General features: G+C 53.4%; 15 protein-coding genes and 2 riboswitches. Of the genes, 12 read left to right on the forward strand and 3 right to left on the reverse strand.

What is annotated here, in order from left to right:
* Nucleotides 1–2: 2 nt before the first annotated feature.
* The 9 genes from K5L82_RS03875 to K5L82_RS03915 all read left to right on the forward strand — a co-directional run bounded on the left by K5L82_RS03875 (nucleotide 3) and on the right by K5L82_RS03915 (nucleotide 9,325).
* Entirely contained in the window at nucleotides 3–431 is a 429-nt protein-coding gene (locus K5L82_RS03875; RefSeq protein ID WP_223133228.1) for a hypothetical protein, read from the forward strand.
* Nucleotides 418–1,374 (forward strand): hypothetical protein, encoded by a 957-nt coding sequence (locus K5L82_RS03880; protein ID WP_223133229.1) that lies wholly within the window; start codon nucleotides 418–420, stop codon nucleotides 1,372–1,374. The genes K5L82_RS03875 and K5L82_RS03880 overlap by 14 nt, the downstream gene beginning before the upstream one ends.
* A 296-nt stretch (nucleotides 1,375–1,670) precedes the next feature.
* On the forward strand, nucleotides 1,671–2,777 hold the full coding sequence (locus tag K5L82_RS03885; RefSeq protein ID WP_223133230.1) for a M14 family zinc carboxypeptidase: 1,107 nt from the start codon (nucleotides 1,671–1,673) through the stop codon (nucleotides 2,775–2,777).
* The gene (locus tag K5L82_RS03890; protein ID WP_133005077.1) at nucleotides 2,777–3,535 is read left to right on the forward strand and encodes an alpha/beta fold hydrolase; all 759 of its coding nucleotides are present in this window, start codon (nucleotides 2,777–2,779) and stop codon (nucleotides 3,533–3,535) included. Before K5L82_RS03885 ends, K5L82_RS03890 begins: the two co-directional genes overlap by 1 nt.
* Before the next feature lie 120 nt (nucleotides 3,536–3,655).
* Complete coding sequence (locus K5L82_RS03895) at nucleotides 3,656–4,414, forward strand: GNAT family N-acetyltransferase (protein WP_223133231.1); 759 nt, start codon at nucleotides 3,656–3,658, stop codon at nucleotides 4,412–4,414.
* A complete protein-coding gene (locus K5L82_RS03900; protein WP_223133232.1) occupies nucleotides 4,411–5,214 on the forward strand; it encodes a lysophospholipid acyltransferase family protein in 804 nt (267 codons plus the stop codon). The genes K5L82_RS03895 and K5L82_RS03900 overlap by 4 nt, the downstream gene beginning before the upstream one ends.
* A gap of 198 nt (nucleotides 5,215–5,412) precedes the next feature.
* A riboswitch (glycine riboswitch) is annotated at nucleotides 5,413–5,499 on the forward strand.
* Nucleotides 5,500–5,598: riboswitch (glycine riboswitch) on the forward strand. It abuts the riboswitch before it with no gap.
* Between the two features lie 40 nt (nucleotides 5,599–5,638).
* Nucleotides 5,639–6,238: a trimeric intracellular cation channel family protein gene (locus tag K5L82_RS03905; RefSeq protein ID WP_262492510.1), complete on the forward strand. Its 600-nt coding sequence runs from the start codon at nucleotides 5,639–5,641 to the stop codon at nucleotides 6,236–6,238.
* A gap of 172 nt (nucleotides 6,239–6,410) precedes the next feature.
* Nucleotides 6,411–8,159, forward strand: coding sequence for an alkaline phosphatase D family protein (locus tag K5L82_RS03910; protein WP_223133234.1), 1,749 nt, complete (start codon nucleotides 6,411–6,413; stop codon nucleotides 8,157–8,159).
* Nucleotides 8,156–9,325, forward strand: coding sequence for a metallophosphoesterase (locus tag K5L82_RS03915; protein ID WP_223133235.1), 1,170 nt, complete (start codon nucleotides 8,156–8,158; stop codon nucleotides 9,323–9,325). Before K5L82_RS03910 ends, K5L82_RS03915 begins: the two co-directional genes overlap by 4 nt.
* 84 nt (nucleotides 9,326–9,409) lie before the next feature.
* Here the strand turns inward: K5L82_RS03915 and K5L82_RS03920 are convergent, their stop codons facing one another.
* Nucleotides 9,410–10,120: a haloacid dehalogenase type II gene (locus tag K5L82_RS03920; protein WP_223133236.1), complete on the reverse strand. Its 711-nt coding sequence runs from the start codon at nucleotides 10,118–10,120 to the stop codon at nucleotides 9,410–9,412.
* Nucleotides 10,121–10,128: 8 nt separating this feature from the next.
* Entirely contained in the window at nucleotides 10,129–10,581 is a 453-nt protein-coding gene (locus K5L82_RS03925) for an MgtC/SapB family protein (protein ID WP_133005085.1), read from the reverse strand.
* Nucleotides 10,582–10,846: 265 nt separating this feature from the next.
* Here K5L82_RS03925 and K5L82_RS03930 point away from each other — a divergent pair, with 265 nt between their 5' ends.
* Nucleotides 10,847–12,163, forward strand: a complete 1,317-nt coding sequence (locus K5L82_RS03930) for a YncE family protein (protein WP_223133237.1) — start codon at nucleotides 10,847–10,849, stop codon at nucleotides 12,161–12,163.
* Between the two features lie 38 nt (nucleotides 12,164–12,201).
* Nucleotides 12,202–14,682 carry a neutral/alkaline non-lysosomal ceramidase N-terminal domain-containing protein gene (locus K5L82_RS03935; RefSeq protein ID WP_223133238.1) on the forward strand — a complete coding sequence of 827 codons (2,481 nt, stop codon included), beginning with the start codon at nucleotides 12,202–12,204 and terminating at the stop codon, nucleotides 14,680–14,682.
* 23 nt (nucleotides 14,683–14,705) lie between these two features.
* Here the strand turns inward: K5L82_RS03935 and K5L82_RS03940 are convergent, their stop codons facing one another.
* Nucleotides 14,706–15,647: a sensor domain-containing diguanylate cyclase gene (locus tag K5L82_RS03940; RefSeq protein ID WP_223133239.1), complete on the reverse strand. Its 942-nt coding sequence runs from the start codon at nucleotides 15,645–15,647 to the stop codon at nucleotides 14,706–14,708.
* A 267-nt stretch (nucleotides 15,648–15,914) separates the two neighbouring features.
* On the opposite strand from K5L82_RS03940, the gene K5L82_RS03945 reads away from it, so the two are divergent.
* Nucleotides 15,915–17,801, forward strand: coding sequence for a monovalent cation:proton antiporter-2 (CPA2) family protein (locus K5L82_RS03945; RefSeq protein ID WP_223133240.1), 1,887 nt, complete (start codon nucleotides 15,915–15,917; stop codon nucleotides 17,799–17,801).
* The last annotated feature ends 184 nt before the right edge of the window (nucleotides 17,802–17,985 follow it).

Genomic DNA, 17,985 nt, shown 5'->3' on the forward strand with positions numbered 1-17,985 from the left:
TTTTGACTGAACTGAATATTTTAGGACGGCATCTGGATAGCTGGCGATCCTTTCAAAGCCTGCCGCTGTGGGTGCAAATATGGGTAGCAGGTATTCTGGTGCCGGTAAACGCAGCAGCTTTTCTTTTTCTGGATACGACGGCTGGTAGGTGGGCGGCAGTGGCTGCGGTTCTGGTTTTGCTCAGCAACTACCCGATTATGCTGGCTTGCCGGGGAATGAGCCGCCTGATGGCCCTGCCACACTTGGCCATATGGGGGCCTTTGCAGATTCTGCTGCTTCACCGGCTTGTTGTAGCCGACCTTGTCCAGCCCGAGTTCGGGTTAATCCTTGTAATTCTTGTTGTGAACAGTGTGTCTCTGTTGTTCGATACCATTGACAGTTGGCGCTGGTGTGCCGGGGAGCGTGAGGTGCCGGGGCATGACCGACTCTGAGGGCCGCAGTTGTCCCTTGGGTTACCGCTATAACCCTGCATCCTTGTGCGAGACCGTCACGCCTGTAAGCGAAGACGTTCTGTATGTAATCGGTGGTCTTTACGGTAACCCTTTTGCGCTTGATGAAATTGAGCAAATGGCGAGGGCAGAAGAGTGCCAAGGGCGCAGCGTGAAATTGGTGTTCAACGGCGATTTTAATTGGTTTAACGCCAGCGATGAACTGTTCCGCGACATCAATAATCGGGTGCTGAGTCATACCGCCAGCCTGGGTAATGTGGACTACGAGCTGGCTAAGCCGAGTACCGGTGCCGGGTGCGGTTGTGCCTACCCTGATTTTGTTGATCAGGGTGTGGTTGAGCGATCTAACCAGATCATGACTAGGCTGCAAAATACGGCCGAATTGCATCGGGATATTCAGCAACGCTTAGCCGCTCTTCCCAGATACTATAGCTTGTTGTTTGAAGGCCTAAAAATTTCCATATTGCATGGTGACCCGGAGTCTCTAGCTGGTTGGGGGTTGGCACACGAATCCTTTGATGCGGGTAACGGGCACCAGCTTGCAGAGTGGTTCCGGATGTCGGGTGCAGATGTGATGGCTTCGGCCCACACCTGTCTCCCTGTGCTTTGGTCTGGTTTGGTTGATGGGCGCTCTCGATTGGTGGCTAATAATGGCTCAGCCGGCATGGGTAACCTGAACGCCGACCCTCGTGGGTTGATCACCCGTATAAGTCGTGCCGCACCAACGGTTGAGCCGGTCTCAGGTTTCGAACATGCTGGGTTGCAGGTGCATTTGATGCCTGTAGATTATGATGTTCATGCGTGGCTAAAACAGTTTGATCGCCTTTGGCCTGAGGGTTCAGCGGCTGCGCACTCCTACCGCGACCGCATTCTTGAGGGCACATTCCTTTCGCCCGATAATATCGTTTTTCCTCCTGCTTTATAGTCGCTCTATTGTTGGCGAATGAGAGGCATGCGGGAACCATATAAACATCCCTGTTTCAGTTGCATCGCTGATTAGAGCAAAGGGTAACGGTCATGAGTTTCTCAAAGGACATAAGCTGCTGCGCTGGGCTTGTGCAATTCATGGCGAGGTTTGTCACCTATTTGTAGGAGTGCTGACACCTGGACTTCATCTGGTTCCGTTATGTTTGACGAAATTGCCAGAGGTAAGTTTGATGATGTCAGCAATGACGCCGCTCGCCGGCTGCAGGGGCGCACCGAATGATGTGAGATGGGTCTATGACGGAGCTTAGCGATCTCACTCACATCAAAGTGGTGCCCGAGCAACAGGGATTGCGTGATGGAAAGCAGCGGCGGCAGTTACGCAGGCGCTTACCTGAGCTGATCGAGTTGGAGCGCACCCTCGCCGAATCACCAAAACAATTTTCAGTGCAGGTGAGCGCGCGCATTCCGGTGGGCTCGCATGAGTTACCAATTTACCGTGTTGACGTTGGCGATGCGCCAGCGGACCGTCCTGCGCTGCTGTTGCTGGGCGGTGTGCACGGGCTGGAGCGCATCGGCACCCAAGTGGTTACGGCATGGCTGCAAAATCTGGCCAACAGGTTGCGCTGGGATGAACATCTGGCTGAGCTTCTGCAGCAGGTACGGCTGGTGGTTGTGCCCCTGCTCAATCCTGGCGGTATGTATCTGGGACGGCGTAGCAATCCTGCCGGGGTGGACCTTATGCGCAATGCGCCCATTTCAGCCCAAAGCCCGAGTACCTTTCTGGTGGGCGGGCAACGACTATCACCGTTACTGCCTTGGTACAGAGGAAAGCTCGATCAAGGGATGGAGCCCGAGAACCTGGCTTTGCAGAGCATTATCGAAGAAGTGTTGCCGGGCAGGCCATTCAGCGTATCGCTTGACTGCCACTCAGGCTTCGGCTGGCGTGATCAGATCTGGTTCCCCTACGCTTACCGGCGCCGCCCAATGCGTAATATTTCGTCTGTGATGGCGCTGAAGCTGCTTTGGGAGCAATCCTGCCCCCATCACGACTATCAGTTCGAGCCGCAATCGGAACATTACGTTACCCATGGAGATTTGTGGGACTACTTTTATAAACACCATAATCGGCAGGCCAGTGCCCCGTGGCTTCCGCTGACTCTCGAGATGGGCTCGTGGCGCTGGTTGCGTAAGCGTCCCCGCCAGTTGTTCAGCCGGGAAGGGCTGTTTAATCCGCTGGTGACTCATCGCCATCATCGGGTTCTTCGCAGCCATATGCTGTTGTTTGATTTCCTGCTCAATGCAAGCGCGAATTACGGCAACTGGCTACCCACCCCTTCCGAAGGCGAGTGGTTGCGGGCTGCTGCCAGAGCGCATTGGTACAGTAAGGGCGAGAAACTGTAATGGATTGGTTGTTAATTCGAGGGCTGGCAAGGGAGAGTGCTCATTGGGGTGACTGGCCAGAGCAGCTTCGACGGGCACGCCCAGAGGATACATTTCATACAGTTGACCTGCCTGGCACTGGGCTAGCTCTGGATTCGCGCTCGCCCACCTCCATTGCGGAGGCACGCCAGTTCGCTGACCGGGTGACTCGGGAGTTGCCACGTCCGCTAGGGTTGATCGGACTGTCTCTCGGAGGAATGGTGGCCTTGGATTGGGCGCTCAATCGGCCTGAGGATTGCGTGAGTCTGGTGCTGATTTCGTCCAGTTCCAGATTGAGCTCGCCATGGAGGCGCATGCGCCCAGCTCAATGGGCGCCTGTTATGCGTCTATTGGTACAATCTGACAGTGATGTGCGGGAACGCGCCATTCTGGCTCTTACGAGTAACCGCCCCATTAGTGATGAGGTTGCTCGGCAATGGCAGGCAATTCAGCGTGAGCGCCCGGTTCAGCGGGGCGATGTGATTCGTCAGCTCTATGCGGCCTCCTGCTATAAACCACCCCTTAAGGCTCCAAAAATGCCAACCCTTGTATTGGCGAGTTATCGCGATCGCCTGACAGACTGGCGTTGCAGCCGGGATTTGGCCAAGTCGCTTGAGTGTCCTCTGGAACTGCACCCTGACGCAGGTCATGACTTGCCATTGGACGATTCACTGTGGTTGATCGAGCAATTGAATGCCTACTTTCCAGTCGATGAATGCGTCTCGGCTTGCATTGACTGAACTGTCATCGCTTCATCGTAAATTCTTCATCTGGTTGTAAAGCTCCGTCTTTAATCTCGGCTTAAATCGGTCTGCTGTTGGTCAGCAGGCAGCGAGTCAGCCAGTGGAAGGGGTTAACGAATGCAGAGTCAGTCCAGGGCATCCAGCAGCAGCCGAAAGCTTACCTCCGGCGTAGCAAAGGAACCGGCCCAGATTATTGCGGCCCAACAGCTAAGGTATGAGGTTTTCACCAGCGAATATGGCGCTGATATGAAGACGGATACCGGTATTGACGAAGATCACTTTGACCCCTGGTGCAAACACTTCGTGGTAATGAATCAAAACGGCGAGGTAGTGGCAACCACGCGGCTTCTGCACGGGGAGATGGCTGAAAAAATTGGTGGTTTCTATTCTGAAGACGAATTCAATCTTGATCGTCTGAAACAGAATCCCGGCGTATTTGCGGAGCTAGGTCGAACCTGTATTCGCAGCGATTTCCGCTCGGGAGCGGCGCTAAGCATGCTGTGGAGCGAAGTGGCGCGGTATCTGGTTCAGGAAGGTATTGATTACCTGCTGGGCTGCGCCAGCATCAGTATGCGTGATGGTGGCTACAAGGCATGGCGAGTCACCCAGCAGATACAACAGGAATACCTGACTGCAGAGCCGTTCCGAGTCATTCCCAAGCGCACATTGCCGCACCTTGCCAGCCAGAATACGCAAACAGACAAGGTGGTGATTCCACCGTTGATCCGCAGCTATATGCGTTTGGGTGCCGAGGTGTGCGGTGATCCTTGCTGGGACCCAGCTTTCCGCTGTGCGGATCTGCTGGTGTTGTTGAACGTGGACAACCTGGCCGCCCGTTATGCGCGGCGCTACAACCTGGAGGCCAAGATCGCTTGAACAAACTAGAACAGATGGTCGAGAGTGTTCGGTTCTTCACCCGCCTGAGTGCGTTTGTAGTCTTTTTGTTGCTCAGTATGGCAACCCTCGGTTTGGTTCGAATTATTGAATTTTTTAGCAGGCAAAGAATCGATCGAACCATTCTGGTGAATGGGTATTCGGCTGGTTTATGCCGGTTGTTGGGCATGCGTATTCAGACTCACGGTTTGGTGATGGAAGGCCCGGCTTTGCGTGTGTGCAATCATGTTTCTTGGGCCGACATTCCCATTCTGGCTGCGGGCCTTCCTCTACGATTCTTAGCCAAACGCGAGGTGGCCTTCTGGCCCATCATTGGCTGGATTGCGCGTGAAATCGGTACGATTTTTGTGCAGAGGGGCGCCGGAGATTCCGCAAAGGTGCGGCAAACCCTGGTGTCGGCTCTGGAGAGCGGGAGTTCAGTGTTGGTCTTTCCTGAAGGAACCACCACCACCGGTGCAAGCGTGAAACGATTTCACCCGCACATGCTCGGGGCGGCCATCGAGGCTAGGTGCCCGGTGCAGGCGATTACGATTGCTTACCACCGGGATGGGCAGCCCGACGGGTTGGTGCCGTTTACGGGTGACGATGACTTTGTTGCACACCTATGCCGCCTTCTCAAAAAGCCTGCGGTGCGAATGGATGTTCTGTACCACCCACCTGTGACAGTTTCCGCCAGTGATAGTCCCGCCGACTTAGCTGAAATGCTCCACCAGCAAGTCAGCCAAGGGCTGGTGACTTTGCGTGAAGAGCATGAGAACGCGGGGCTCGTCGTGCACCTCTGAATAATAGCGAAAGTGCTACCGAACCCGGATAGAAACAGGTGCTTTGTAGCAAAACTGTCATCATTGCTCTCTAGGCTCGTCATGAATATTTTGAAAGGCAGTTCACGCTATGAGTCTTACGGTCCGTCAGCGGTTAGTGAGCAGATAACGGGTTGCCTTCTGAGTTGCTCGACGGCTTGCCGGTATCTATTTATAATGCTGCGCTCCGCAGGAGAGAGGGCCCTCTAGCCCCGCCGAAGGCGCAACCTCCCATAAACGCTCAGGCACATGTACTGCGGTCACCATTCAAAGCCGTCTGGAGAGAGGCTGCCGAGGCAGTCCACCGAAGGGGCAAGCAGAACCGGGTTCTGTAAACTCTCAGGTATCAGGGACAGGGGGAGAGGCGACAGAAACGCAGGAGCCCTGTGTGTTGACCTCTATCTATATGATTGCCATTACCGCTGAAGCCATGTCTGGAGCTCTTACCGCTGGCCGAAGGAATATGGACTTGTTCGGCGTTGCCGTGATTGCTTTTTTTACTGCCTTGGGCGGTGGCACAGTCCGAGACATTCTTCTGGGTAACTTTCCGGTGACCTGGACTCAACATCCCCGCTATATCTACATGACCATTGCTGCTGGTCTGGTGACGGTTGTGCTTGCGCGTTTCATGCGGCACCTCAACCAGCTTTTTCTCATTCTGGATGCTGTTGGCCTGGTGGCCTTTACTGTGATCGGTTGCAATGTCGCACTGAGTTTGGGGTATGACACCGTCGTCGTTGTGATGGCTGGAATTATTACAGGCATCTTTGGCGGTATTATTCGAGACATCATGTGCAACCGTACCCCTCAGGTACTGCGTCATGAACTCTATGCCAGTGTTTCCTTGATTGTCGCTTTGCTCTACCTGTTTCTAGTTCACGAAGGCGTGAGTGAAAACATTACGCTGCTGGCCGCCTTCAGCGTTGGTCTTTTGATGCGTATGGCGGCCATTCGTTGGAGCGTTTCGCTACCGGTGTTCAGTTATTCACCGGCCCGCTGGGAATAGCTTCAGGTTTCATATCTGCTCGACGTAATTGGCCTAAGCGCGCCCTGTCTTCGTCTCTATTACCATTCATAAAAAACGTGACATAGGGTCACATTAATCCCGCTCGAGTCATAAAGCTGACACATCTTCGGGTCATGCTTGCGGCCAATCGAAATCATCGCGGGAGTATTTGATGAAGCGTAGGGACTTTTTGGTGAAAAGCAGCGCTGCCGGCGTATCGCTGGTGGCTTTATCTGCTTGTAACGGAGCGGGGTCTGGCGGAACTGATGTTGTTGCAGCGTCCCCTAACGGTAACAGTGGCTCTTCTGGCGGCGTTGGAGAGCAAGGTTTCGTAAAGCCGGCTATGCCGGAATGGGGTGGCCCTTCACCTTTTCAGCATGGCATTGCAAGCGGCGATCCCTTAGCACGACAGGTGATTTTGTGGACCCGGATTACGGCTGACGGGCTGGATGAAGTTCCGGTTATTGTCCGTGTCTCTCGAGATCCCGAGCTTAACGATGTGGTATACGAAGGCGTTGGTTATGCTCGCTCACCAGCGGATTACACCGTCAAAATCGACGCGATGCTTCCTGATGCGGATGCCACTTGGTTCTATCAGTTTGAGTCTCTGGGCTACTTCTCGCCGATAGGGCGTACCAAAACAACGGCGTACGCTCATGAATCCGTTGAGCATGTGCGACTGGCTGTCATGGCCTGCGCGAATTATTCGTACGGATTCTTTAACGCGTATCGAAAAGTGGCTTTTCGCCGTGATCTGGACGCCGTTCTTTTCCTTGGTGATTACATCTACGAATACGGTCCCGGTGAATACGGTGATCCCGAGGTTGAAAAACTTCGCCCACTCGATCCCCCCCATGAAATCGTTACTTTGTCAGATTATCGGCGCCGATATGCGTTAAACCGTACCGATGTCGATTTGCAGGAATGTCACCGCCAGCACCCGTTTATTTGTGTCTGGGACGATCATGAAATCACGAACGATGCATGGTCTGGAGGTGCAGAGAACCATAATGAGGGCGAGGGCAGCTATGCGGACCGCAAGCGGGCTGCCGTGCAGGCCTACTATGAATGGATGCCGATAAGGCCCGTGTTGCCTGACCGGCAAGTTCGCATCTACCGGTCGTTCGAGTTTGGCCAGCTTGCTTCGTTGATGATGCTGGATACCCGTCTGATCGGCCGCGATCAACAAACCGATTCCCCGGTCACAGCTCGTGACCGAAACCGCTCATTGCTGGGGGATGACCAGCAGAAGTGGTTGTTCGAACAATTACAGCATTCTCAAACCAGAGGTGCCCAGTGGCATTTGTTGGGCCAGCAAGTGATGTTGTCTCCGCTGACGCTGGGCGCTTTGCCCGATATGCCCAACCTGGATTTGGGCGGTGGAGCGCAAGTGAATTACGACCAATGGGATGGTTATGAAGCCAGTCGCCGCGCTTTGTTGGGGCGTATCGAGGCGATGAGCCTGGATAATGCAGTGGTGTTGACGGGTGATATTCATTCCTCATGGGCGATGGATGTAAGCCTCGATCCCGGCAACGTGTTCGCCTATAACCGGTTCACAGGTGAGGGTTCTTTAGCGGTTGAGTTTGTTACCCCGGCCGTTACGTCTCCTGGGGCACCGACTAAAGGAATCTCGGACTTGGCGAAGGCTTTCCTAATTCCCGCTAACCCGCACATCAAATGGCTCGATTTTTACCATCGCGGCTACATGGTTTTGGATGTCACGCCAGAGCGGTGCCAGGCCGATTGGTTCCATTTGGAAACCGTGTCAGAGCCTAGTAACCAAGAGAAATTTGCGATGGGTTGGTATACCGCCAGTGGTGAAAACCACATTCAGTCTAGCAAGGTTCCCTGTGCGCCGAAGCGCAATGCGCCTCCGTTGGCGCCAGAACATAATGTACAAGAGGAGGCTCTGGCATGAGTAATGATCGCCGCGCTTTTTTGCGCCAATTGTTGATTGGTGGTGCCAGTGTTTCCGCTTTGGCCGCGTGTGGAGGGCAAGGTGGTTCAAATGGGGGAGAAGATCAGCCTAACGATCCGCCAAAGGTGAACCCCGGAACGGATCTGCCGCCTGTTGAACCGGAGGGTGAAACGAGAACGGAGTCACTGAGTTTTATTGCTATCGGAGACATGGGTACCGGCAATATTGGCCAATATCACGTGGCAGAGGCCATGCGACAGATTATCCGAGATCAGGGGTGTGATTTCGTGCTTGGTGCCGGGGATAACATCTACGAAGATGGTGTTACTTCTGTCGACGACAGCGGGTTTATGGACAGCTTTGAATACCCGTATCAGAATTTGGATGTTCCGTTTTATATGTGCCTGGGTAATCACGATTGTGCGAGTACGATATTCGGGGGTGGTTCCGATAATCGTCGTGGCGATTATCAGGTGGATTATCACTACAGTGAGAGAAAGTACTCGACTAAGTGGCGGATGCCAGCTCGTTTTTATAGGGAGTCCTTTGGGCAGCTGGCGCAGGAAAAGCCATTTTTAGATCTGTTTGTGGTGGACTCGAATCCGTTGACCAGCTTTTATCTCGACTTCGACGAACGGTTCAACTGGCAGAATTATGGCTACCCTCAGCAGCTATGGATGAAAGAGGCGGTCAACGAAAGTCAGGCCCATTGGAAAATTGCGATGAGCCATGTGCCGTACCTTTCGAATGGTAAGCATGGCAATGCCGGAAACCTGGATGAAGGTATGCGAGTGATCTTTAGCAACCCGGATGCGGATGGGCAACGCTATAAGTTGTTCCTGGAGGAGGCGTTTAGTAATAAGGTAGATATGTTGGTAACCGGTCACGATCACTCGTTGCAGTGGATTAAACCGGTAGAAAGCATGGGGCCGGCACACATCATCGTTTCTGGGGCTGGTGGCAAAACCGATGAGTTTCAGGATCCGGATCGCAACCCGACTCAGTACCAGGCCGAAAATGAACTGGGCTTTGTGTGGGTTAATCTGACAGAAGAGCGCATGCTTTTGGAATTCTACCTCGTCAACGAAGACACCGGCGAGTTTCGCTTGGGGTACTCCAGAGAAGAGACAAAGCCTGTTTCGGTAAAGGCACCAGTGCCTGCGTGACGTGCCGATAAATCGTTGTTTATCCAATTGGATCGATCAGGCGGATGCGCGAATCTCTTCTTCTGGCGGGATTCTCGCACCCGCTTAGGTGCGGTCTGATTGCACGCGGGAGCCTAGCATTATCTGCTCTGCCAGCTCGCCCAATGTTGAGGCCATAAAATCGGGATACGGAACATCCGGCGCGGGCAGAAACGAGTTATGTGGGCGGGTAAGAAAAGCGCCTTGGCAGCCCGCAGCCTGAGCGCCTATGGTGTCCCAAAGATGGCAGGCGACAAGACACAGATCCGACGTGTTAACCGAGAGCTCTTGTGCAACGTACTGATAGGTTTCGGGCGCTGGTTTGAACTTGCTTGTTGCTTCAACGCTGAACGTACGCTCGAAATAATCGCTCAAACCGGCTTCATCCAACGGAGTGGGGGAAGCGCTAACGGGGGAGTTGGTGAGCGTGACCAATCTATGGCCCGCGCTTTTTAACCGGGTGAGAGCAGGAGCAACATCCGGATGTGCAGGCATGTGCCGCATTCGTTCCCCAAGTTCTTCAACGTCGTTGTCTGTACAGGCAATCTGATGGTTAGATGCGGTCATTTTTAGCGCCGCTGCGCCAAGCTTGTTGAAGGGGATATAGAGGCCCGATAACGTCATCGTCTGGGAATAAAGTACGAGCTGTGCGAACCATTCCCTGAGCATGACGGCATTTCCAAACATGCGCTCAAACAAAGGCTCAAGGGTGGTAATGTCGAGCAAGGTTTCGTTGACATCGAAAACGATGACGGACGGAGTTGTCTTATTGATCATGCTGCACCTTAATCCTCGATTATTTCCCGTTCAAACCGTCCCAGAATAACCACGGTTACGAGTGCAAACCCTGTCAGCAATCCGGCCAGCACCAAGGTGCCCAGTCCGCAGGCTACCCCGATGGCACCGGCGATCCAGATTGACGCTCCAGTGGTGATTCCCTGAACATTGCCGCGGCTTTGAATGATGCAACCCGCACCCAAAAAACCAATGCCGCCGACCACGCCTTCCACGATGCGGGTTGGATCTATTCGAGCTGAGGGGTCGCCTTCCGCTGTTGCCATCAAAATGTGCATCCCCATCATAATGAAAGCAGAAGCCCCCAGCGAGACTAACATGTGAGATCGCAGCCCTGCAGGTTTTCCTCTCAATTCCCGCTCCAGCCCTATCAAAAATGCAAGCCCGGCTGCCGAAAGAAGTCGAATGGTCATGTCCAGCAGAGAAATTTCGCTCTCGTCCATAGTCTTGTCCAATGGTGGTGGAAGGTTGGGTACTACCTGAAAAGGATAGCAGTTCCGGGTTTGCTCGTATAAGGACGCGGTTTCAAAGCCCTATGGGCGGGCTCAAAAATAATCGGTTGTCCGAATTGACGTTTATGCCGGCGGCTTCGTCATTTTTGCCATAGCCGAAAATGTGACGGGGTACTCATAATATAATGCGATGGACTATCACGTTTAGCTGTGATGTCGGCAACAAAAACAAAGATAATAATACGGAGCCCTTGCGATGCGTTTAACTGCCCACCTACCACCACTTTTTATGGCGCTGATTCTCGCCGGCTGCATGGGTGAAAATGACAGTGCGGGTGAAACGAACGGCCCCGCTGAGTCCCAGGATTCTACGGTACAAAGCGAGTCCGGCGAGCCGGAGAACGATTCTTTAGTAACCATTCCCGTTGAGGATGGCGCCAAGCCCGTGGTGTTTGTTGGCAGCAACTGGGATGGTGTTATCGATGTCATTGACGGTGAAAGCTACGTAAAGATTGGCCGCATTAACGGCATTCCGGATAAAGATGAGCGGATGCGAGAAATATGGCTCAACCCAATCAAACTGGCGGCGTTTCACGGCATCGCGTTGTTGATCGGGGAGGGGCATAACCAATACGTCGATGATATGTACAGTACCCGCAACGGGGAGCTGTTGATCGTTTCCCGGCCAAGCTTTGCGGATGTGGTAGCCATTGATATTGCCTCGAACACCATCGTATGGCGGTTTGAAGTTGACGGTATTCGCTCTGACCACATGGCGTTGTCGCCGGATGGCGCGGAGGTGGCTGTCTCAGCTTCAACAGGCAAGGTGGTGCACATTTTGGATGTGTGGACCGGTGAAGAAAAAGCCCGTTTTCCGACCGGTAATTCCCCTCACGAAAACGTGTACTCGAAGGACGGTAATAAAATTTATCACGCCAGTATCGGGCATGTTTTCACCGCAGCAGACCGTGGCGCACTTAAAAATATAAAAGGCGAGCGCATCTTCAAGGTTGTGGATACGCAAACCTGGGAAGACATCAAAAGCTTCGATATCAGCGAAAAGCTGGCGGAAGCGGGTTATCCCAACATGAGCCCGGCCATTCGGCCGATGGCGCACACCGAGGATGAAAAGTTCTTCTACTTCCAGCTTTCATTCTTACATGGGTTTGTCGAATACGATATGGAGAACGACAAAATTACGCGGGTCGCGAATCTTCCGAACCGGGTGCCGGATTTACCCGTTGAGTTATACGTCAATGACTCCGCACACCATGGCATCTCGATGGGCGCCGATGATGAAAAGCTGTGTGTTGCCGGCACCATGAGTGATTACGTGGCCATCGTTGATCGCAAAACCTTTGACTATGAACTGTTGGAAGGCTTGGGTGAGAAGCCCTATTGGATTACCCGTGATGCGTCAGGCGAGAACTGTTTTGTGTCCTGGAGTGGCACGGATCAGATGTCGGTGATCAGCATTGAGCGGGCAGAAGAAGTGGTTCGAGTCGATGTCGGAGATCATCCACAACGTATCCGGGAAGGCAGTGTACCAGACGGCTGGACAACACCGTTCTAACGCGAAAAAAACATCGTCAACGATCAACAGGAAGTGTCATGAAAAATAATAAAGTGGATTTGATGTCTCGTCATTTGGGACTGGCGTTCGCTAGTGCCTTATTAATGGCTTGCGGCGGCGATCAAGGTAGTTCTGACGTTGTTTCTCAATCACCCGTCAATGAGCCCGGCTCCTCCGTTGAAGTTGAGCCAAACGTGGCGGCTTTTGCCAATCCTGAATTGGCGCAGTGTGTGATGGAAAGCCCGCTGCGTGAGGTCGGCAAAGGGATGGATGCGCCCTCGATGGAGAAGCCTGCTGCGAAGAGTGTTCAGGCGCTAGCGCAGGAAAGTGCCGGATCGTGCACCGCTAACCGGGAATTCCGGTTTGGTAGTGGGTTGTCGGATATTACCGGCCCCGTTGCCCTGAAAAGTGGCGCGGGCTGGGAAGATTCCGGGCAGGTGATGCACGGCCTTCACCAGCGCCAGTATGCACGGGCGTTCGCCATAGAATCGCCCTGCAACGACAAACGGGTGATGTTTGTTTCTGCCGATATTGGTTTGATGTGGGGATCCATCCGTAACGGAGTGCTTGCCGCTTTGGCAAAAGATCCTGAGCTGGCGGCTGAATATACCGCTGACAACCTCATGCTGTCGGCGACTCATACCCATAATGGGCCCGCTGGCTATGCTCATCACGAGGCCGGAAACGCGCTGCATTTGGGGTTCGATTCACTGGTCTACGAGACCATTGTCGGGGGAATTGTTGATGCCATCGTTCGCGCACATCGGAATATCGAAGCCAACGAGCAAACCGCTCCGATCGAAATGGCCGTAGGTGAGCTGTTGGACACCAACATCAACCGCTCGCGCCCCGCTTATGCAATGAACCCCGAAGACGAGCGGCAGCAGTACCGGAATGTCCGGGGCGAAGAAGTGGATGTGGCTAAAACCATGGTGCAATTAAATCTTCGCCGCAAGAGCAGTAGCCCGGTGGGTGTGATTAACTGGTTTGGTGTGCACCCAACGGTTATGGGGCCAGAAGTGCCCTACGTGAGCTCCGATGTGAAAGGGTTTGCATCGCTCGGTTTCGAGCAGATCATGGCCACGGAGTATCGGGCTGATCCAGACAAAGACAGCTTCGTGGCGGCGTTTGCTCAAGCGGATGAGGGTGATGCTTCACCGAATATCTTTATTAACGATTTTCCGCACCCAGACCCTCGCCGTGGAGGCGGGGAGACCCCCATGGATTCGAACGCCATTTCCGGTACCAAACAATTGGCTCGTGCGCTCGAACTTTGGCAAGACGGCCAGCCATTATCGGGTGGGGTGGATTACCGTTTGATGCATGTGCAAATGAACAAGGTCACTGTCACGGATCCGAACGTTCTTTCTCGACTTGAGCATCCTCCTGAACTGGATGAGGCTAAAAAACAAACCTGCAATGCAGCCCTCGGCGTATCGTTCCCGGCGGGTGCGGAAGATGGCCCGGGGCCCATCAGTCAGGAAGGCCTGACCTGCAGCGCTTCACCCGATCTGCTGCGCAGTGCCGCCGCGGATTTTGCAGGCTTGACCGAAATGGCCATGCCACTGAAGCTGGTAAGTGATCTGTTGTTGTGCAACGTGCAACATTTACCCGTGCTAGGACTGGGTTGCCATGCCGAAAAGCCTATCTTGCTTCCTACCAACCTTGGTGAAATTGCCGGTGGGTTACCGAACAAGGTAGCCGGCTTGTTGGGCTTAACGTCTAATTTCGAACCGGCTGTGCATCCGTTGCAGATATTCCAGCTTGGCAATCTAGCGTTGGTAGGTTTGCCATGGGAAGTCACAACCATGTCCGCCCGGCGCTTACGGGACATGGTTCAGGAAGAGCTGGCTCCTGCGGGCGTTGATACCGTGGTGGTTGCCGGGCTTGTCAATGGATATGTGCATTATCTGACTACCCGGGAAGAATACGCCAGCCAGCAATACGAGGGTGCATCAAACGCGTTTGGCCCCTGGAGCCTTGCCGCCGTTACCCAGGAACTCCGTAAATTAGCGGATTCGATGGTGCTGGGTACGGTTTTACCTGTCGGACCGGCGTTGCCAAAGGTGAAACCTGTGCTGCGCAGGCTCCCCTACATTCCAAGCGATAGCCCCGGTGAACAAGCGTTTGGAACGGTGCTTGAGGATGTACCTGCTTTAGCTGCTCCGGGCGACGAGGTCACCGCCCGGTTTCAGGCCAGTCACCCTCGTAACGATCTGATGCTGAACGACAGTTATGTCTATGCAGAACGGCTCAACAAAAATGGCCGTTGGAATGTCGCAGCAACAGACCGTTCGCCGAACCTGTTGTACACCTGGCACCCGAAATTCTTGCCTGCGTTTACCATGGAGCTGCCTTATACAGGCGCATCGGAAGCGACGGTGGCTTGGCAGTTGCCAAGAAACCTGGAACCTGGAACTTATCGCCTGAGAGCGAAAGGTGTGGCAAAACCGGGCGGTGCCTGGGAAGGAGTGAGTGGGGCGTTTGAAGTGGCTGGGAAGAGCGGGGCTTGTCCGTAGCTTACGTGAAATGCCGGGGCGAGTTAGCCGGTAGAGTCGGTAGACAACAAAGCGTTTTGCGATACCGTACAGTTACGCCTTGCGGCTTTTCCCATATACAGAACGTTATCGGCTCTTTTCATCAATGAATCGTATGAGGTATCGGTCGGCAGAAACGTGGCTACCCCCATAGTGGCGGTGGCCCTAAAGCTAACCTTATCGAGTTTGAATTCTGATTGTTCTATTAACTTGCGTATGCGTTCGGCCAGCGTTACCGCATTTTCCAGATTCGTGTTTGGCAGAATGATCGCAAATTCTTCTCCGCCAATTCGGCACCCTACATCCAGTGGCCGGAGTACTTGCCGAACCATTTTTGCGGTACTGGTCAGTACCAAATCGCCAGCGGCGTGGCCATATTGATCATTTATCTTTTTGAAGTGATCAAAATCGAACATGATCACGGAGGTGGGCAACCCCCAGCGAACGTACCCTGAGAATTGTGCGTTTAGCTGGGTTTTGAAGTGTTTCCGGTTGTAGAAACCCGTCATCTCATCAGTTAACGACTCTAACGTCAGACGGGCTTCTAACTCACGTTGGTAGGTGACATCTCTGACCAGTGCCATGGCTACTTTCGCGCCATCTAAAACAATGGTATTGATCATAATGTCAACCGGTACTTCTTGACCGTTTGAGCGAACGCCCGAAAAACGTTTTTCTTCCCCCATTGGCCGCAGAACCGGCTTTTTGAAATAGCCGTTGACGTGTTTCCGGTGCGCGTTGCGCAGGGGCATGGGGATAATCGTGCTTAGATCTGAACCCTTAAGCTCGTCTACTGCATAACCAAACATGCTGCCTGCAAGTGCGTTAACGAGCACAATCTTATGGCTTTGATCAACGATAACCACCGCATCTGGCAACGACTCGATAAACGGCAACAGGTTGTCGGACGTTGTGGTGAGCGAAGCGTTAGTGTTGATGGCTGTCATAGGCAGCGGTATCCGGTCGGGGAACCTTAAATATGTGTACTCTTGAAGTATATATTGCGAACCTGTGAATTCCTATTCATTTTCATTGGAGTACCGAACGGGTGGAAGGTGGACTGAATATTCTCAAAGTCGGGCGCCAGGAACTTCAAAGAAAAAGACTTGTAAGGTACTGCTTTGTTGCGTCTTTTCCTCGTTAGTTGTGCTAGTTTTCAGGGGAGCTGGAAGGAATAGCCGTATCGTAAAACCATAACGTGGTACTCATAACAGATGACCTCCTACTTCATTCAAGCATTTATCTATCTCCTGGCTGCGGTCATTGCCGTGCCCTTAGCAAAACGTCTTGGCCTGGGCTCTGTGCTTGGCTATCTGGTCGCAGGTGTTGTAATAGGGCCTGTACTGGGCCTTGTTGGCCAAGAAACCACCACCATTCAGCATTTTGCCGAGTTTGGTGTGGTGATGATGCTGTTTCTGATAGGGATGGAAATCGATCCGAAAGCACTCTGGGCAATGAAAGTGCGGTTGTTGGGGCTCGGCGGTTTGCAGGTTTCTCTGACGGCTGCTGCTGGTATGTCTGTAGCCTGGTGGCTGGGCGTTGTTTGGCAGACTGCGCTGGCCATTGGGCTTATTTTTGCACTGTCGTCGACGGCGATTGTGCTGCAAACACTGGATGAAAAGGGGTTGGCGAAAACGGAGGGTGGGCGTAACACGTTTTCGGTTCTGTTGTTCCAAGACATAGCCGTCATACCGATGCTTGCCCTTATTCCTTTACTGGCACTGCCTAACCTTAAGGAAAGTGCGAGCTCCGCGACGCACTCGGAGTCGGGGCTGAGCCTCGTCGAGCACCTGCCCGGTTGGGGGCATGCATTGGTTGTGGTGGGGGCTGTGGCGTTTGTTATTGTCGGCGGCTACTACCTGAGCCGACCGTTGTTTCGTTATGTGGTGCAGTCCGGGTTGCGTGAGGTGTTTACGGCCACAGCACTGATGTTAGTGATCGGCATCGCGGCATTGATGAGCGTGGTGAACCTATCTCCAGCCCTCGGGGCTTTTCTCGCGGGGGTGGTGCTGGCCAACAGTGAGTTTCGTCATGAGCTAGAGGCCAATATCGAGCCCTTTAAGGGGTTGCTGCTGGGGCTGTTCTTTATCACAGTTGGCGCCGGTATCAACTTCGAGGTGTTGGCGGCCGAGTGGGGCACGGTGGTGTCTCTGGGTATAGCCGTCATTGTTGGCAAGGCATTGGTGCTACTTGCGCTTGCTCAATTGTTTGGCGTGAGCAGCACCAATGGCTGGTTGTTTACCCTAGGGCTGGCGCAAGCGGGTGAATTTGGTTTTGTGCTGCTCACCTATAGTGTGCAAAGCCATGTAATCCCGTTGGAAATATCTCAGGTTCTGTCGTTGGTTGTTGCGCTTTCCATGTTCCTGACTCCTCTGCTGTTCATCGTATACGACTACGTTGTATTGCCACGTTACCGGCGTGCCAAAAGCGATGAGCCTGAAGCCGATACGATTGATGAAGAAGCCCCTGTTATCGTAGCCGGGGTAGGGCGTTTTGGCCAAATCGTGTGCCGTTTACTGCGGGCAAATAACGTTCCCATCGTGGTGCTCGATCACGAGCTTGAGCAGATTGAAAACGTTCGCCAGATCAATATCAAAAGTTTCTTCGGGGATGCCAGTCGGCCCGATTTGTTGGAAAAATCCGGTATCGCCAAAGCGCGGTTGCTGGTGGTGGCGATTGATGACAGGGAACGCACAGTGGCTATGGTGGAACATGTAAAGCGGTTCTTCCCCGGTGTTTGGGTGTTGGCCCGGGCATTTGATCGCGGCCATGGTTATCAACTTAGGGTTGCCGGTGCGGATGATGTCGTCAGTGAAACCTACCATTCGGCGCTCGAGCTCGGCAGCCATGCGCTTACCGCTATGGGCGTACATCCATTGAGAGCAAGGCAGATGACCTGGACCTTCGTTGATAACGAGCGAGCTCATGAGGATGAGTTGTTCGAGGCCTGGAAGGAAATCGAAGAGGGCATTCATTTCAGTCCGAGGTATGGCGAGTTATTCATGAAGCTGGAGGGGGCCTTGAACAACGCGATGGATCGCGAATGGGAAGAGCCCAAGCCAGAAGATGTTCCAATTTGGACGCCACCGAAAACCCACTAGGTGCCCGTTGCCTCTCGCGGTCATGTCTGGAATAATTCATTTCACATATGGATATACAGAAAAGTTTCGCCGGAAGGCGAGACAGACGTGGGTCGGCGATTTTTGCATTTCAACGAAATGCCGGCGATCACATAAAAGGGCAGATCAGTAACAGGCTGATCTGCCCTTTTGTTTTCTGGGTGGC

Origin of the sequence: Marinobacter sp. AL4B (assembly GCF_019916045.1) — a bacterium.
Taxonomy (GTDB): Bacteria; Pseudomonadota; Gammaproteobacteria; order Pseudomonadales; family Oleiphilaceae; genus Marinobacter.

Bases quoted from the DNA above. Each gene is read 5' to 3' on its own strand.
- K5L82_RS03925 (WP_133005085.1), bottom strand. From the start codon at position 10,581: ATGGACGAGAGCGAAATTTCTCTGCTGGACATGACCATTCGACTTCTT.
- K5L82_RS03895 (WP_223133231.1), top strand. From the start codon at position 3,656: ATGCAGAGTCAGTCCAGGGCATCCAGCAGCAGCCGAAAGCTTACCTCC.
- K5L82_RS03945 (WP_223133240.1), top strand. From the start codon at position 15,915: ATGACCTCCTACTTCATTCAAGCATTTATCTATCTCCTGGCTGCGGTC.
- K5L82_RS03920 (WP_223133236.1), bottom strand. From the start codon at position 10,120: ATGATCAATAAGACAACTCCGTCCGTCATCGTTTTCGATGTCAACGAA.
- K5L82_RS03905 (WP_262492510.1), top strand. From the start codon at position 5,639: ATGATTGCCATTACCGCTGAAGCCATGTCTGGAGCTCTTACCGCTGGC.
- K5L82_RS03940 (WP_223133239.1), bottom strand. From the start codon at position 15,647: ATGACAGCCATCAACACTAACGCTTCGCTCACCACAACGTCCGACAAC.
- K5L82_RS03910 (WP_223133234.1), top strand. From the start codon at position 6,411: ATGAAGCGTAGGGACTTTTTGGTGAAAAGCAGCGCTGCCGGCGTATCG.
- K5L82_RS03880 (WP_223133229.1), top strand. From the start codon at position 418: ATGACCGACTCTGAGGGCCGCAGTTGTCCCTTGGGTTACCGCTATAAC.
- K5L82_RS03885 (WP_223133230.1), top strand. From the start codon at position 1,671: ATGACGGAGCTTAGCGATCTCACTCACATCAAAGTGGTGCCCGAGCAA.
- K5L82_RS03935 (WP_223133238.1), top strand. From the start codon at position 12,202: ATGAAAAATAATAAAGTGGATTTGATGTCTCGTCATTTGGGACTGGCG.
- K5L82_RS03915 (WP_223133235.1), top strand. From the start codon at position 8,156: ATGAGTAATGATCGCCGCGCTTTTTTGCGCCAATTGTTGATTGGTGGT.
- K5L82_RS03890 (WP_133005077.1), top strand. From the start codon at position 2,777: ATGGATTGGTTGTTAATTCGAGGGCTGGCAAGGGAGAGTGCTCATTGG.
- K5L82_RS03930 (WP_223133237.1), top strand. From the start codon at position 10,847: ATGCGTTTAACTGCCCACCTACCACCACTTTTTATGGCGCTGATTCTC.